Here is a 15157-nt window from a genome sequence, read left to right as displayed (position 1 = left end):
AAGTTAGTAATGCAAAAGCTCGTTCTCCCGCAGCAGCGGAGCCGTACCGGCGATCCGTCTGCCTTTCCCGTGCGGAATGCAGAGCGGTGTGCCGAACAGCGGATCGCGGATGACCTCGCAGTCGAGCTGGAACACCTTCTTCACTGTTTCAGGAGTTATGATGCTCTCCGGCGGCCCTTCGGCATAGATGTCCCCCGCATGCACAGCTACCATGTGATGGGCATACCGGCAGGCCAGATTCAGATCATGCAGCACCATGACAATCGTGCGCCCCTCGCGCTCATTCAATTCATACAGCATATCGAGAATCTCTACCTGATGCGACAGGTCAAGATAGGTTGTCGGCTCGTCCAGCAGCAGCAGGTCCGTCCCCTGCGCCAGCGACATGGCGATCCATACCCGCTGCCGCTGTCCACCGGACAAGGAATCGACCGTCTGGTCGGCCAAATCCTGCACCCGGGCTGATTCCAGCGCGGAGCGGACCATGGCCTCATCCTCCTCCGACCATGCCTTCAGCCAGCTCTGATGCGGATATCTTCCCTGGCGGACCAGCTGCCGCACCGTCAAGCCCTCGGGAGCCGTCGGCCCTTGAGGCAGAATCGACATGGCCTTCGCCACCTCCCGCGTGGACATGCGCGCAATCCGCTGCCCGTCCAGCAGCACTTCTCCGCTGCCGGGCTTCAGCAGCCGGGCGAGCGTGCGCAGCAGCGTTGATTTGCCGCAGCCGTTGCCCCCGATGAGCACTGTGATCTGCCCTTCGGGGATCTGCAAATTCATCCTCCCGATCACAGTCTTGGAACCGTAGGATACTGTCAAATCACTCGCTTCCAGCGTCGCCAATGCTTTCGCCTCCTTTGCTACAATTGGTTCCGGTTCCGGAACAGCATATAAATAAAGAACGGCGCCCCGATTCCCGCCGTGAATACCCCTGCCGGAATGTCCAGCGGATAAAAAATCGTCCGGGCGATCAGGTCGGCCAGAAACACAAGCAGGCCACCGGTCAGCGCCGACATCACGAGCAGGCCGCCGAACATTCTTCCGGTCCAGCGTCTGGCCAGATGGGGAGCGATCAAGCCGATGAAGCCGATGGCGCCGGACACCGATACGGCAAAGCCGGCCAACACCACGCTGATCAGCACCAGCACCAGGCGGTGGCGCTGCACGGCAACCCCCAGGCTTCCGGCCACATCGTCGCCCAGCTCCTGGGCATTCAGGCTGCGGGCAAAATACAGGGCAAGCGGAATTCCAATCAGCACAGCCGGAAGCACGGTGTACACATTGTCCCATGAAGCCCCGTATACACTGCCTGTCATCCACAGATAGGCCTTGCTTGCGACGATTGCCGGGCTCATCACGATCATCAGCGTTGTAGCCGCCTTCGCCGCCGCCGACAGCCCGATGCCGATCAGCACCAGCCGAATGGGCGTTACGCCCTTTTGCCATGACAAGCTGTAGACCAACAATGACACCACAAGCGCCCCTGCCACGGCGGCGGCAGGCAGCAGCTTGATGCTCACGCTGCCGCTCAAAAAGGTAATGAAGGCTACTGCCGCCGCCGAAGCGCCGCCGGTGATCCCGATGATATCCGGCGAAGCCAGCGGATTGCGGATAACTCCCTGCAGAATCGCACCGGAGACCCCCAGCGCCGAGCCGACCAGCAGAGCGGTAAGTACTCTCGGCAGTCGCAGCGTCATAATAATAAAGTCATACTCACCCTGTCCGCTGCCGAAGATCGTACGCAGCACATCCGAAGGCGAGATGTAGCTGTCGCCCCACCCGGTTCCCGCAGCAACCGCTATAATATACAGCGCAAATCCGATGACCAGCGTCCAAACGGTTCTGCGCTCCACTTGATAACGAACACCCATCTTCCGGGTGTGCGAATGAACAGGCTTGCTCACTTCCACGCACCTCCCTTGCGGGCCACATGAATAAAGAACGGCACCCCGATTGCAGCCGTCATCACCCCGATGGGCACCTCCGACGGTTGAATCAGCAGCCGCGCGGCGACATCCGCCAGCAGCAGCAGTCCCGCTCCCAGCAGCGCGGAGAATGGCAGCACCCAGCGGTAATCATTACCCGCCAGTCCCCGGGCCAGATGGGGAACGAAGAGGCCGATGAAGCCAACCGCCCCTACCATAGCGACCGAGCCTCCGGCGAGGATGACGATCAGCCCGCCCAGCAGCAGCTTAACGAGCAGCGTTCGCTGGCCCAGGCCTTTGGCGATATCCTCGCCGGTTGTCAGCAGATTCAGCGCCCGGCCCATTCCAAGGGCAAAGATCCCTGCAACCGCAATGAACGGTAGCAGCGGCCGCACATTCTCGAGCGTCCGGCCGCTGATCGAGCCGGCCAGCCAGAACAGCACATCCTGCAGGCCTGTATCATTCATCACCAGCAGCGCCTGCGTGCAGGAAGCGAATAAAGCGGTAATGGCCGAGCCGGCCAGAACCAGCTTGACCGGTGTCAGGCCGTCGCGCCCAAGCGACCCTAGCGCATAGACAATAACGGTTGCAAGCACCGCACCGCCTACGGCGTAGAGTGAGAGGATGATCAGCGGTGTAGCCGGATTCACAAGCACCGCCAGAACAACCATCAGGATAGCGCCGGAGCTTATCCCGAACACATCCGGCGAGGCCAGCGGGTTACGGGTCATCGCCTGCATCAGCGTCCCGGCCAGGGCCAGTGAGGCTCCCACCGAGAGCGCAATTACAGCACGTGCCAAGCGCTCTGTACGGACGATCAGTTGCCCGACGGAACCGGCATCATAATCAGTGAAGGCCAGAACCAGGGTATGCCAGGATACCGCAGTCCTTCCGAGCAGCAGACTGGCGGTGAACGCTCCGCACAGGAGCAGAATTAGAATCAGCAGCAGAACAGTGTTGCGCTTGTTCATTTCGCCAGATCGAACATCTCGTACAGGCTGTCCAGCATCAGATTGGCCGACAGGATGCCTCCCGCCATATTCCAGGCCACCTCGTCTACCATATGAACCTGATTGTTCTTGACCGCGTCCAGGTTCTTCCACAGCGGATGACTCGTCCAGTCTGTATACAGCTTATTAACCGCAGCTTCATCCGTACCGGAATTGAAGTTAAAAATAACATCGGCGTTCATATCCGGGATACTCTCCTTGGAGGTCAGCTTCACGCCCCAGATATCCGCATCATGACCCTCAGGTCTTGTGAAGCCAAGCTCCTTCAGAATGCCACCTGCAAACCCCATGTAGAAGATCCGCGCATGATCCTCACGGAAATTGGTGATCGTAGCCTCAATCGGCAGACGGTCACCCATTTTCTGCTTAAAGTCGGCCACCCGGCTGTCCCATTTGCCCATCAGCTCAGCCGTCTTGTCCTGCTGGTTCAGCACCTCGCCCATCAGCTTGACCGTTCCCTTCCAGTCATAGACCTCGCCGCTCATCACTGTAGGCGCAATTTGGCTGAGCTGGTCGTAGATCGCTTCATGGCGGATTTTGTTCGCAAAGATCACATCCGGCTTCAGCTTGTAAATCTCCTCCAGATTGGGCTGGTCCTCTGTCCCGAGCTGGGGAATGCCGCCAAGATCGGCACGCAGATATTCATAGACCGGCTTCTCCAGCCATGATTCCACGATACCGACAGGCTTCACTCCAAAAGCAACCGAGGCGTCATTCGCCCCCTGGTACAAGGTGACGATCCTGACGGGCGTTCCCTTGATCTGTGTTTCTCCCATCTCATGCTTGATTGTGCGCACCTCGTCAGATGCCGCGTCTGTTCCTGCGGCTTCCGTTTTGTCTGCCGGAGCAGCACTCGCCTGCGCCGCAGCCGGCGCCGCCGATTCCTCCGCTGCCGTTCCTGTATTCTTATTCTGGCCGCAGCCTGCAGCAATCAGCATAACGATAAGCAGCAGTGCTGCCATCCATGCTTTTTTCCAGCTATATCTTTGACTCATCATTGACTGGTCTACCCCCATCTTTTTTTATAATTCTGAGAACACTTTATTGATATTGATTCTCATTATTAATTATAGAAAAAGAGCAGAGCGTGAACATAGCCGTTTACGTTCATTATTTGGACAAATCCGTCCTCCAGAGCTCCCAAAGCTTGTCGAGCAGCAAATTATGAGAATAGGCGGAGTACAGTGTGTATAAATGCTGATGCTCGAACAAGGAATAGACCCTCCCGCTGCGTACCGCCCTCATCTCCATCCATCGCGGGTCCTCTTGGATTCTCTGCATCATCTCCCGGATGGACATCTTCGTCAGCGGACTGCCGTCATTGCGAAAGCTGGCAAAGAGCAGAATGTCGGTATTATAGCCATAAATCTCGCCATAGCTAATCTCGCGGTAGAGCCGGATATCTCCAAGATCCTCCGGCGCCTGAAGCCCCAAATCGCCATATACGACCGCACCTACATTCCTATGTCCGAAGAGGCATAAGCTTCCGTTGCCAACTCCCACGATGAGCAGCGACTTGCCCTCCGTGAAGGATGCAAGATCAGCACGCATCTTCTGTGCCTTGAGCTCGTACTGCATCAGCCAGTCCTCTGCAGCCTCTTCCCTGCCGGTGGTAATAGCCACCTTGCGGAGCTGTGTGCGCCAATCATCAAAGAACGGAATGGTAACGGTCTCCGCAATGTGTTCGAACATTCTCGCCTTCACTGACGTTTCCTCATCGTACACCTCGCAGGTAAGAATAACATCCGGTTCCGCCGCTGTGAGCTTGTCGAGATCCGGCCGGAAGGTGCCAATTTCCCTGGTCTTCTTCAGCTCGACCGGATAATAGCCGTTGATCAAGGCGGCATACGGCTCTATGCCTAACGCCAGCATATGGCCGGTCAGATGATGCTGCAGCGGCACGATCCGGTCTGCCGCTTTGACCCGGCGGACGTACTGGGAAGGAGATAAACCCGTCGCCGTGCGAAATTTGCGGCTGAAATAGAATTCATCGGCGTATCCGACGCTTTGGGCAATGGCGCGAAAGGAATCCTTCGTTGACAGCAGCGCCTGCTTGGCGTGCTTCAGCCGGATTTCGGTCAGAAACTCTACCGGCGTCTTGCCAAGCTGCTTTTTAAATATTTTGGAGTAGTAATCCACACTCATGCCCGCCACTTCCGCCAGGCGTTCCCGGTTAACGCTGAGTTTATAATTGCGGTGCATATATTCCACCGATTTGGTAATCGCCCGCTCTTGGACCGATTCATTGCTGCCCGAGCAGCCTTCAAACAGACTTAACAGCAGATCCTGGAACAGTATATTTGCTTTCATGCGCTGCCGGGCATCTCCGCCCAGCTTCTCCATGATATCGAGTCCGATATTCATAAGCAGGAGACCGGGTACCGCATCATACTCAAGAGGCTGCTCCAGACAGACCGGCACATGCCTTCCGCCCGAGCTTTCCCGAAGAATGGAGAAGCTCAGCACCAGCCCGTTCTCCCAGCCTTCCACATAGCCTGAGACATTTTCTCCTGGCGGCGTGATGATCAGCTTTTGGAGCTCTGAGCGATAGCTTTTCTGCCGGACAAAAGATTTCGGCCTGCCGGATAACAGAAGCATTTTATGCAGATAGGGCGGCTCCTTCTCTCCCGTTTCTATGAGATACTTGCTCAACGGAAGCAGGCTGGCAAGTCTGTAGAGATAGCAGGACATGTCATTCAGAATAGCGTTCATAGTTACGACGCCTCCATTTGAGAATACTTCTCAGTATATTTTAGAAGGAATCATTTTACATTACAATCCTTTAAAACTTGAAGATATTTTTTTGTTATCATAACTACATAAACATATCCAAACAAACCTTTTTATGTTATGTTGGATATATATGGATGTCAGGAGGTGGTAAGGAGCCAGGTTCGGCACACACTTCTGAGAGTATACGCAGACAAAGTGAATAATCCAATTTTGACAAGGAGGAACTTGTAATGAAATCCGGCAAGCATTTTTCGTTCCGAAGATTTAGTCTTGTAGCTCTAGCCTGCGCACTTCTCCTCTCCTTCTCTATTCCTCAGAAGCAAGCAGCGGCGGCGGGGACCTCGGTCAAGGGCTTTTATGTAAGCGGTACCAAGCTATATGACGCAACCGGCAGCCCTTTTGTAATGAGAGGCGTCAATCATGCCCATACCTGGTACAAAAACGATCTGGCAACCGCCATTCCGGCCATTGCCGCAACCGGCTCCAATACAATCCGCATCGTGCTCTCCAATGGGAGCAAGTGGTCCCTCGACAGCCTGTCTGATGTGAAGAGCATCCTCGCACTGTGCGATCAATACAAGCTAACCGCCATGCTTGAGGTGCATGACGCGACCGGCTCGGACAACGCCTCTGACCTGAACGCGGCCGTGAACTATTGGATCAGCATCAAGGATGCCCTGATTGGCAAAGAAGACCGGGTCATCGTCAACATTGCGAACGAATGGTTCGGCTCCTGGAGTACAGCCTCCTGGGCCAGCGCCTACCAGTCTGCCATTCCCGCCCTCCGGGCTGCCGGAATCAAGAACACGCTGGTGGTGGATGCCGCAGGATGGGGACAATATCCAAACTCCATCTTCACAAGCGGCAATGCCGTGTTCAATTCCGACCCCCTGCACAATACGATCTTCTCCATCCATATGTATGAATACGCCGGCGGAACGGCAGCAACAGTGAAGAGCAACATCGACAACGCCCTCGCCACTAACGTGCCGGTCATTATCGGTGAGTTCGGCAACAAGCATACCGGCGGAGATGTGGACGAAGCTACAATTATGAGCTATTCGCAAGAAAAAGGCGTCGGCTGGCTGGCATGGTCCTGGTATGGAAACAGCGGCGGGGTCGAATATCTCGATTTGTCTAACGGACCTTCCGGCAACCTAACCGATTGGGGCAAAACCGTTGTGAATGGCTCCTATGGAACACTCGCAACCTCTGTGCTGAGCAAAATCTACACGACTCCCGGTTATGTACCTGTTCCTGATAACGGCCCGACGCCTACTCCAACCGCTACGCCTACAGCAACCCCGACACCGACTGCAACATCTACCGCAACACCGACACCTACCGCGACACCGACTGCAACTGTAACACCTACGCCAACCGCGATGCCTACAACAGCACCTGGAGGGCTTGCGCTGTATTACCGGGCTGCGGATACGAATGTTAACGACAGCCAGATCAAGCCCCATTTCAATATTAAAAACAACGGCAACTCCGCCGTCAGCCTAAACGGGCTGAAAATACGCTACTACTTCACCAAAGACGGATCACAGCCGCTTAGCGGCGCTGTTGACTGGGCGCAGCTTGGTGCGGCCAACGTGACCCTTACCTTTGGAACCGCAAATGCTGCGGGTGCAGATTCCTACGTGGAAGTCGGCTTTACTTCAGGAGCAGGCAGTCTCCCGGCCGGAGCGCAGACCGGGGATATCCAGCTTCGTTTGTTCAAAAGCGACTGGAGCAATTTTAACGAAGCCAACGACTATTCCTTTGACGCAGCCAAGACAGCCTACAGCCTCTGGAATCATGTCACTCTATACCAAAACGATGCGCTAGTGTCCGGAATTGAGCCTTAAGCGCAGAAATTGACCGCTCACAGCCAAGAAGAAACGGGTGCGTCCTTTGTTAGGAATAGCACCCGTTTCAGCAGGCAAATCTTTTATTTCATATTTTCCAATGCTTCTATCGCATAGTTCAGTTCAACGTCTTGTCCTTGGATATACATTTCTTTGAAAGTCAGCTCATTTAATGGAACTTTAATATCGGGAGTTTCCCCGCCATGCCCGCTGTAATCACTATCGCCCTGAATCACTTTATCTTGATTAAGCGATCTGCCGTCCGGGAATATAAGATGGTAGCCCTCCGGCATTTCAACTTGTATAGGACTTGTTATCACCCCAAATGAACCGTTTGAAGCCGTGAATCCCACAATTTTAACGTTGGGTAACCCCTTTAACAGGATGGGCAAGCCTTCTCCTGAGCTTTTGGTTCTATTATTAACTAATATGGCTATCTTCCCCGCATAATAAGGAGCTGCAGGTTTAATAGTACGGGTCTCAGGAGAATTTATCTCGAACTTCCCTGTAATCCGGTTATAATAACTGACATATTCATAAAACCTCTTCTTATCTACAAAAAAACCTGCCATTGAAGAAACAAGATCATCACTGCCGCCCGGATTATCGCGGACATCAATAATCAAGCCTTTTACCCGCTGCTCCTGGAACCATTTCAATTTTTCCTTCAGCCATTTTTCGGGACTGGCTATGGTTTCACTGGAAAGAAAGTATCTTATTTTCACATAGCCGTATCCGTTGCTCAGAAGTCTGCCTTCAATTGGAGCATCCGCTTTATTCAGCTTTACTTTCGTTTCCTTTAGTGTCTCATAGTTGTCATCATAAGCCTTTAATGTCACTTTTCTCGTTTGACTCTCGCCCATATTTTTATACTCCACTTGAATTTCTTTTCCTATTGGCGCTCTTACCATAAACCGCCCTTGGTTATATATCCTGTCCCCTTCTGTAGCCGGTGGGCTTTCGCTCCAAAAGGTACTACGATAAGCTTCCTTAACGGCTGTTCCATCCCAGGCAACGATCTCCGTCCCAAGCTTCATTCCGCTTTGTTCAGCGGGACTGCCTGCTAAGACCAAATCAACCAGCACCTTGCCATTGTCCAATTGAACCGTGCTTATTCCAAAGCCGCCCCCTGCTTCATTTTTAAAAACCTTATTATTGTCATACAAATTTTCATTTTCTATTTTGATATGTCCGTCTCTAAAAGAAAAAAGGTATTCTCTTAACGTTTTATAGTATAAATCTTTGTTCTTATCCTGCTCCGCTTTTTGAAATACCGGTTTATACTTATCCTCCAATTCCTTCCAGTTCACTTGTTTCCATTCCCCAAACGGGTATTCTCTGGATAACCGCTCATTCAATTGCTCAAAAGCCTGGGAATAGCTCATTTTACTGAAATGACTAACCGGATTGTATCTCAACTCGCCTGCATACATCAGCGCAATTACAATGGGGATAACGCCGCCTATACAAAGGATGGCTTTTACAATTCTATGCTTGGGAACAAGAGTAGAATAGGCCGGCTTAAATAACTGCTTCACTGTACATATGAAAAGTATTAGGGTTAACGAGTAGAACATCATCCCCAGTATTGTCGTATCCCCAGATGAAACACTTACAATAGAAACAATGACGCCTGCACCCGGCAAAAAATCTAACCATCTGTAATATCTTCGAATTGGAACAGCGTACCTTGCCAGAACTATCAAATCAATACAACATAAAATCATTTCATAAACGGTCAACCACATCATCAGTTCCTCCAGTCCATGATTACGTTTCCTTGGAAGCATAGAAAAGAAATATGAACGGAGAATGAACTAAAAAATTTTATTTGGATTTGCGGGAATGTGCCGGCTCATGCGGAAAGACCGGGAGCTTGACGGTAACCGTCGTGCCTTGTCCGACTGAGCTTTGTACTTCAATACTTCCATGATGGAGGGCAATAATTTGCTTAACGATGGCGAGGCCAAGGCCGCTGCCGTTTTGCGCCCGGTCCGTTTTATAGAATCGCACAAAAATATGGTTTAGTTCCTCCGGGGGAATGCCGATTCCTGAATCGGTGACCGTGACGGTATGTTCATTGCTGTCTAAAATGAGACCGATGCGAATCTTTCCGCCCTCTGGCGTAAATTTGATGCTGTTTCCAAGCAGATTCATCCACACTTGATTGAGCTGATCCGGGTCGGCCGTTATTTTGATGGCAGTAGGCAAAGCCAGTACGATATGAATATTTTTGGACAGCAATAGGGGTTCACAGGTGACGACTACCTGCCTGATTTGCTCATCGAGGTTGAACGTTGTTGCCGCAAATGGATGATGCTCTGATTCGAGGGAAGCAAGCCTGAGTAAATTATCGCTTAGCCGGGACAGCCTTTCACTTTCCATAAGGATAATATCCAGATACCGGCTGCGGTTGTCTTCAGTTACAAGATGCTCATACTTTAATGCTTTTGCAAAACCGGAAATAGATGTTAGCGGTGACTGGATTTCGTGCGATACATTGGAAACAAAGTCTTGCCGCATCAGTTCCAGTTGTTTGAGTTCACGCGCCGTTTCGTTAAAGCTTTGGGCCAGGATACCCAATTCGTCTTTACGATTCATTTTCAATTCCACATTGAAGTCGCCCTTTGCCAGCTGTCTGGTCGCTTTCGTCAATGCTTTAAGAGGCTTCACCAGATACCTGGCGGCAATGAGAATGCACAAGCTGCCTATAACCAGCACAAGGAGCAACAAAGTTATGATTAACCGGATGATGGTCATTTCGTTCTCAGATGACGGCAGTAAAAATAAGGCGCAGCGCTTTCCCTCAAATGAAAACGGCAGGCCGATGTACACCACCCCTTCAGCTTTTACCGTTGACCGGTAAGGGTTGCCTTCCAGCACTTGTTGAATCGTTTCCGGGGCAATTGCAACAGCATCCTTATTTTCTTCCACTCCGTACGAATTCATCTCACCGGAATCGGTAAAGACTTGAACAGGATATGATATTAACGTGGCGATCTGTTTCATATATCCGTCCAAATTTTGGGGTTCCGTCTGTTCATAGAGGCGAATGATGTTATTACCTTCAGCAATCATATCGTTTTGTTCCAAATTATTTAGTTCTTTCTCAAATATAGCGAATCCTATGAAAAAAGACGCAAGCAAGCCAATGATAATCGCAGCCAAAAACGTAAGCACGACACGGACGTATAATGTCTTCATCCGGCATTCACCACAAGCCGGTATCCGAGACTGCGGGCAGTTTCGATGCGAAAATGCTGTGTTTCTCCGGCAAACCTCTCACGCAGCCGCTTGATGTGCACATCAATGGTCCGGTTATCGCCTTCATAATCCATCCCCCAAATTTGGACAATCAGAAATTCCCGTGTGAATATTTGCCCCGGATGGCTGGCCAGCGCGAACAGGATCTCAAATTCTTTTAACGGCAGGGTCAATTCCTCGTTACCGCGAATGACTTTGTAGGTCCGCCTGTCCAGTATGATCCCGCCCAACTGTATGGTCTGGGAGGAGGCAATCCGGTAACGTCTCAGCAGCGCTTTGACTCTCATCACAAGCTCCAGCGGATCGAATGGCTTCGTCAGGTAATCATCCGTTCCCAACTGGAAACCCTTTACCTTTTGCCCCACTTCTCCCTTGGCCGTCACCATCAAGAGGGGGATATCGGGATATTGATTCCGAATCTCCTTGCACAAATCCCAGCCGTCCAAGAGCGGCATTACGATATCGAGGATGACCAGATCTATGCCTTGATCTTCTACAATGGAGAGCGCATCAGCCCCGTTCTTCGCCTCCACGATTTCAAACCCTTCGTTCTGCAAAAATAATTTCATCAGCTCTCGGATGTGCCCATCGTCGTCCGCAATAAGTATTTTGGCCATATCATTGTCCCCCCTTCAAGGAAGATGTCACTTATCCCAGATAACATTTTACATGCATCTCCCTTGATTTGACAAAAGAAGCTGGAGTATCAAAGGTTGTCCATCTGTAAACCGGTGTATAATGCAAGAGTCACTCTATTAAACTAGATCAGTGGATTGCGGCTATAGCATCCCTGCCGGAAAGAGGTTATACATCATGAAGTTTTCCGATTATTCCACTTATGATGCACTGGGTCTTGCAGCGCTGGTGAGAGCAAGGGAAGTCTCGCCGCGCGAGCTTGCCGAAGCTGCGTTCGCCCGGATGGACGAAGTGAATCCGCTCCTGAATGCAGTGGTCCGCACCCGCCGGGAGGCTGCACTGAAAGAGGCTGATGAGATGCCGGTTCAAGACAGCTCGAGGCCGTTTGCCGGAGTTCCCTTCCTGCTGAAGGACATATCGCAAGCCATCGGCGGGCAGCCGCTCACCTCCGGTGCAATGCTGATGAAGGACCATATCGCCAAGAGGGATTCGAACTTTGTGGCCCGGATCAGAAGCGGCGGATTTATTCCGCTCGGCCACACGAACACCCCTGAATTCGGACTTAAAAATATTACCGAGCCCCTTCTGCACGGGCCTGCGCGAAATCCGTGGAACACTGAATTCTCGCCTGGAGGCTCAAGCGGCGGGGCGGCAGCGGCGGTTGCCGCAGGGATCGTGCCGGCAGCGGGAGCCAGCGACGGGGGCGGCTCAATCCGCATTCCGGCCTCGTTCACCGGCCTGTTCGGGCTGAAGCCGACTCGCGGACGCACGCCGGTAGGGCCGGGAGTTGGCCGCCAGTGGCAGGGCGCCTCCATCGACTTCGCGTTGACGCGGTCGGTGCGCGACAGTGCAGCGATGCTCGATCTGCTGCAGATTTTGCAGCCGGAGGCTGCTTTTCAGACACCGCTCTATAGTGGGGCCTATCTGGACGACCTCTTGAAGCTCGGGCAGAGGAAGCTGCGGATTGCATTCACAACGGCCTCGCCGGTCGGAACGCCTGTAGCAGCAGAAGCTGTAACAGCCGTGTTAAAAACCGTAAAGTGGCTGCAGGCAGAGGGGCATGAGGTGGAAGAGAGGCTAAGCCCGGTAAATGGTGTAAGGCTGATGGAGAATTATTATACGATGAATGCCGGAGAAGTGGCAGCGATGTTCCAATCGCTGGAGAATGGACTAGGCCGCAGCATTAAGGCAAGTGAGGTTGATATCGTAACCTGGGTACTGGGCGAAGCCGGCAAGAAGGTCACCGCAGCAGAATTTGTGCACAGTCTGAACGAATGGGACGTAGCTGCCGCGCAAATGGCGGCTCTGCTGGGACGCTACGACCTCTATATCACGCCTGCCAATGCCGATTCCGCACCTAAGGTCGGAGAGCTTACCCAGCAGCCGGATGAAATTGAAGCTCTGCTGCAGGTAAGCGGGCTGCCCAAGGAAGAGCAGCGGAGGATGATCTATGAAATGTTCGAGCCCAGCCTGACTTACACACCTTTCACGCAGCTCGCCAATCTGACCGGTCAGCCGGCGATGAGCGTTCCGGTACACCTTACACCGGAAGGGCTGCCCATCGGCGTTCAGGTTATGGCCTCCAAGGGCCGCGAAGAGCTGCTGCTGCAGCTTGCCGCCCAGCTTGAGCAGTCAGAGCTGTGGGTGGGCATGAAGGGAAATCCGCTGTTCCCTTGAAAAGGATAGTAGCTTCAGTCTGCATACTCTGACCACATTCCGCGTACCCCACTAGGGGATACTTGGCATATGTGTGATTGCATTTTGTGCAGTAGACAGTCATGCCGCTCTTTCGCGACACTTCAGACGATGAAATTTCATAGATGGCCCTCAATTTGGCTTCGCCAAATTCGAGGCTTCCATAACAATGTCCTCTGTACGGACATCGTTATTTCAGGATAGAAAACATATATTCCTGTAGTAAATCTCCTTCTGCTGTATTTCGTGCAATCATTTCCCCGGATTTCGGCCCGAGAGAGCATCTCCGCAGAAATCTGCTGCACAGAATACAGCAGAAGCTGTTTTCCGGCGGATTCGAAGACAATCTATTGCAGAAAATACAGCAGTCATCCATGCCGCTCTTTCCCGGCACTTCAGACGATGAAATTTCATAGAAGGGCCTTGACGTGCAGCCGCCCAGAGGCTCAAGCCGCTCCAAGCTCAGCTCAGCGGGAGCCGCAGACACTTCATATTGGAGTACCGGTAGCCCGCAGCCTCATAAAAATGCAGCGCGCGCGCATTCCCGGCATCGGCGAGCAGCGTAATCCGCAGAAAGCTATTTTCCCGGGCATATTCCACAATCCCGTCCATAAAAAACCGGCCGCTCCCTCTACCCCGCTCCGCCGCAGATATAATAAAATCCTCCAGCATGATTACCGGTCCGCCTTCAAAGGTGCTGAAGCCAAAAGCCAGATTCACCATCCCTACAACCTGCTCCTCCCGCTTCAGCAGCAGGAGCACTCCCCGGTCCGGATGGTCCAGAATCAAGCGGAGTCCGGCTTTCTGCTTGCCGATATTGACAGCGCCGGCGAAATCCTGCTCCATTGCGAACAGTTCTCCGAGCAGTCTACACATGTCTTCAAGGTTCTCTACCCCGGCTGTGGCTATTGTCAGCATGGTCCGATCATCCCTTTTCTTGTTCCGTTTTGATTTACCCCATAATAAAGGATTTTCTGCCTTTTCACTATGACTTTTGGAAGCTGTAAAAGCTTACTGGACGGCAGAAGAGGCCAGCCCGTCGTCAATAGCCGCCGCCAATTCCTCATACGAAGACCCTTTGAGCAGTTTGCCGTTCACCATAAACTGCGGTGTTCCGTTGACTCCGTAATTACCCGCAGTCTTGAAATCCTCCTTCACCGGCAGCATGTAAGTATGCTCCTGCAGATCCTTGGCGAAGCGGTCATAGTCTATGCCGCCGATATTGTTTTTGACGAAATCAAGCAGAAACTGCGGCGTAGCCCAAATCCTGGTCTCATCCCCCTGGTGATCGTACAGCTTACTCATAAATTCCCAGAATTTATCGTTATCCTGTGCTGCAATAGCTTCGCCGGCGCTCGCGGCCATAATTGAATCACGGTCTATAAACGCAAAGTTCATAAAAAACAGCTCCACCTTGCCCGTATCCACAAACTCTTTTTTGAAGCGTTCGAAGTAGGTTTCCTTCCACTTCTTGCAGGAAGGGCATTTGAAATCCGCGAATTCAATCACCTTCACCTTGGCTGTACTGCTGCCCAGATGGGGCTGCTTTTCATATTTCAAGCCTTCTGCATCATACTCCCCGCGGATTTCCGTGTAATTAGGCAGTCCGCTGAGACCGGAGGATGCCTTCGACGGCTTCAGAAAAACGACAGAGGCGGCAACCGCAAGCACGGCGATGATTACAACGGATAACACAAAATTAGATCCTGATCCGACCTGCCCGGTACGGCCTGCTTGCTTGGTGCGTTTGCTTGACTGGGTCAGGCGGGCTGCTTGGGATAAAACGGTCAGCTTCTTGGGCTCCACAGCTTTAGCTTGCTTGGCCAGATTGCCCGCCTTGGTTTGTGGACTGTTTTTTTTGGACATGGTTCATGATCCCCCTCAATAAAATTGCAGCATCATACGCCTCATAAATGATAGCGCTTTCCAATTTTCTGCGGCGGCACGGCATGACCTGATTTTCCAGGGTCCGGCGGCAGTTTTATTGGGACGCCGCCGGAGCTCTGACCCTCAAGCTGGAGGTGCCGAAAATGGACAGCGCAGC

Annotated in this window: 12 protein-coding genes; 2 read left to right on the top strand and 10 right to left on the bottom strand. The window is 52.4% G+C overall.

The window, feature by feature from the left end; genetic code table 11:
• Positions 1 to 3 precede the first annotated feature (3 nt).
• The 5 genes from ACX1DY_RS13665 to ACX1DY_RS13645 form a co-directional block, all read right to left on the bottom strand.
• Positions 4 to 840 carry an ABC transporter ATP-binding protein gene (locus ACX1DY_RS13665; RefSeq protein ID WP_458964748.1) on the bottom strand — a complete coding sequence of 279 codons (837 nt, stop codon included), beginning with the start codon at positions 838 to 840 and terminating at the stop codon, positions 4 to 6.
• Between the two features lie 17 nt (positions 841 to 857).
• On the bottom strand, positions 858 to 1901 hold the full coding sequence (locus ACX1DY_RS13660) for a FecCD family ABC transporter permease (RefSeq protein WP_458964747.1): 1044 nt from the start codon (positions 1899 to 1901) through the stop codon (positions 858 to 860).
• Positions 1898 to 2893 carry a FecCD family ABC transporter permease gene (locus tag ACX1DY_RS13655; protein WP_458964746.1) on the bottom strand — a complete coding sequence of 332 codons (996 nt, stop codon included), beginning with the start codon at positions 2891 to 2893 and terminating at the stop codon, positions 1898 to 1900. Before ACX1DY_RS13655 ends, ACX1DY_RS13660 begins: the two co-directional genes overlap by 4 nt.
• Positions 2890 to 3930 (bottom strand): ABC transporter substrate-binding protein, encoded by a 1041-nt coding sequence (locus ACX1DY_RS13650; protein WP_458964745.1) that lies wholly within the window; start codon positions 3928 to 3930, stop codon positions 2890 to 2892. Before ACX1DY_RS13650 ends, ACX1DY_RS13655 begins: the two co-directional genes overlap by 4 nt.
• Before the next feature lie 112 nt (positions 3931 to 4042).
• Positions 4043 to 5644 carry a helix-turn-helix domain-containing protein gene (locus tag ACX1DY_RS13645; RefSeq protein ID WP_458964744.1) on the bottom strand — a complete coding sequence of 534 codons (1602 nt, stop codon included), beginning with the start codon at positions 5642 to 5644 and terminating at the stop codon, positions 4043 to 4045.
• Between the two features lie 251 nt (positions 5645 to 5895).
• Here ACX1DY_RS13645 and ACX1DY_RS13640 point away from each other — a divergent pair, with 251 nt between their 5' ends.
• Complete coding sequence (locus tag ACX1DY_RS13640) at positions 5896 to 7518, top strand: cellulase family glycosylhydrolase (protein ID WP_458964743.1); 1623 nt, start codon at positions 5896 to 5898, stop codon at positions 7516 to 7518.
• A gap of 83 nt (positions 7519 to 7601) precedes the next feature.
• Here the strand turns inward: ACX1DY_RS13640 and ACX1DY_RS13635 are convergent, their stop codons facing one another.
• The 3 genes from ACX1DY_RS13635 to ACX1DY_RS13625 form a co-directional block, all read right to left on the bottom strand.
• Positions 7602 to 9269 (bottom strand): S41 family peptidase, encoded by a 1668-nt coding sequence (locus tag ACX1DY_RS13635; RefSeq protein WP_458964742.1) that lies wholly within the window; start codon positions 9267 to 9269, stop codon positions 7602 to 7604.
• A 76-nt stretch (positions 9270 to 9345) separates the two neighbouring features.
• On the bottom strand, positions 9346 to 10686 hold the full coding sequence (locus ACX1DY_RS13630) for a HAMP domain-containing sensor histidine kinase (RefSeq protein ID WP_458964741.1): 1341 nt from the start codon (positions 10684 to 10686) through the stop codon (positions 9346 to 9348).
• A gap of 32 nt (positions 10687 to 10718) precedes the next feature.
• Complete coding sequence (locus ACX1DY_RS13625; RefSeq protein WP_458964740.1) at positions 10719 to 11399, bottom strand: response regulator transcription factor; 681 nt, start codon at positions 11397 to 11399, stop codon at positions 10719 to 10721.
• 196 nt (positions 11400 to 11595) lie between these two features.
• On the opposite strand from ACX1DY_RS13625, the gene ACX1DY_RS13620 reads away from it, so the two are divergent.
• On the top strand, positions 11596 to 13095 hold the full coding sequence (locus ACX1DY_RS13620) for an amidase (protein WP_458964739.1): 1500 nt from the start codon (positions 11596 to 11598) through the stop codon (positions 13093 to 13095).
• A gap of 480 nt (positions 13096 to 13575) precedes the next feature.
• Here ACX1DY_RS13620 and ACX1DY_RS13615 read toward each other — a convergent pair whose 3' ends face one another.
• Entirely contained in the window at positions 13576 to 14031 is a 456-nt protein-coding gene (locus tag ACX1DY_RS13615; RefSeq protein WP_458964738.1) for a GNAT family N-acetyltransferase, read from the bottom strand.
• 93 nt (positions 14032 to 14124) lie between these two features.
• A complete protein-coding gene (locus tag ACX1DY_RS13610; RefSeq protein WP_458964737.1) occupies positions 14125 to 14979 on the bottom strand; it encodes a DsbA family protein in 855 nt (284 codons plus the stop codon).
• Between the last annotated feature and the right edge of the window lie 178 nt (positions 14980 to 15157).

Source organism: Paenibacillus sp. BAC0078 (assembly GCF_054483875.1).
The sequence above is the reverse complement of the archived record's forward strand: the minus strand, read 5'-3'. Positions and strand labels throughout refer to the sequence as shown.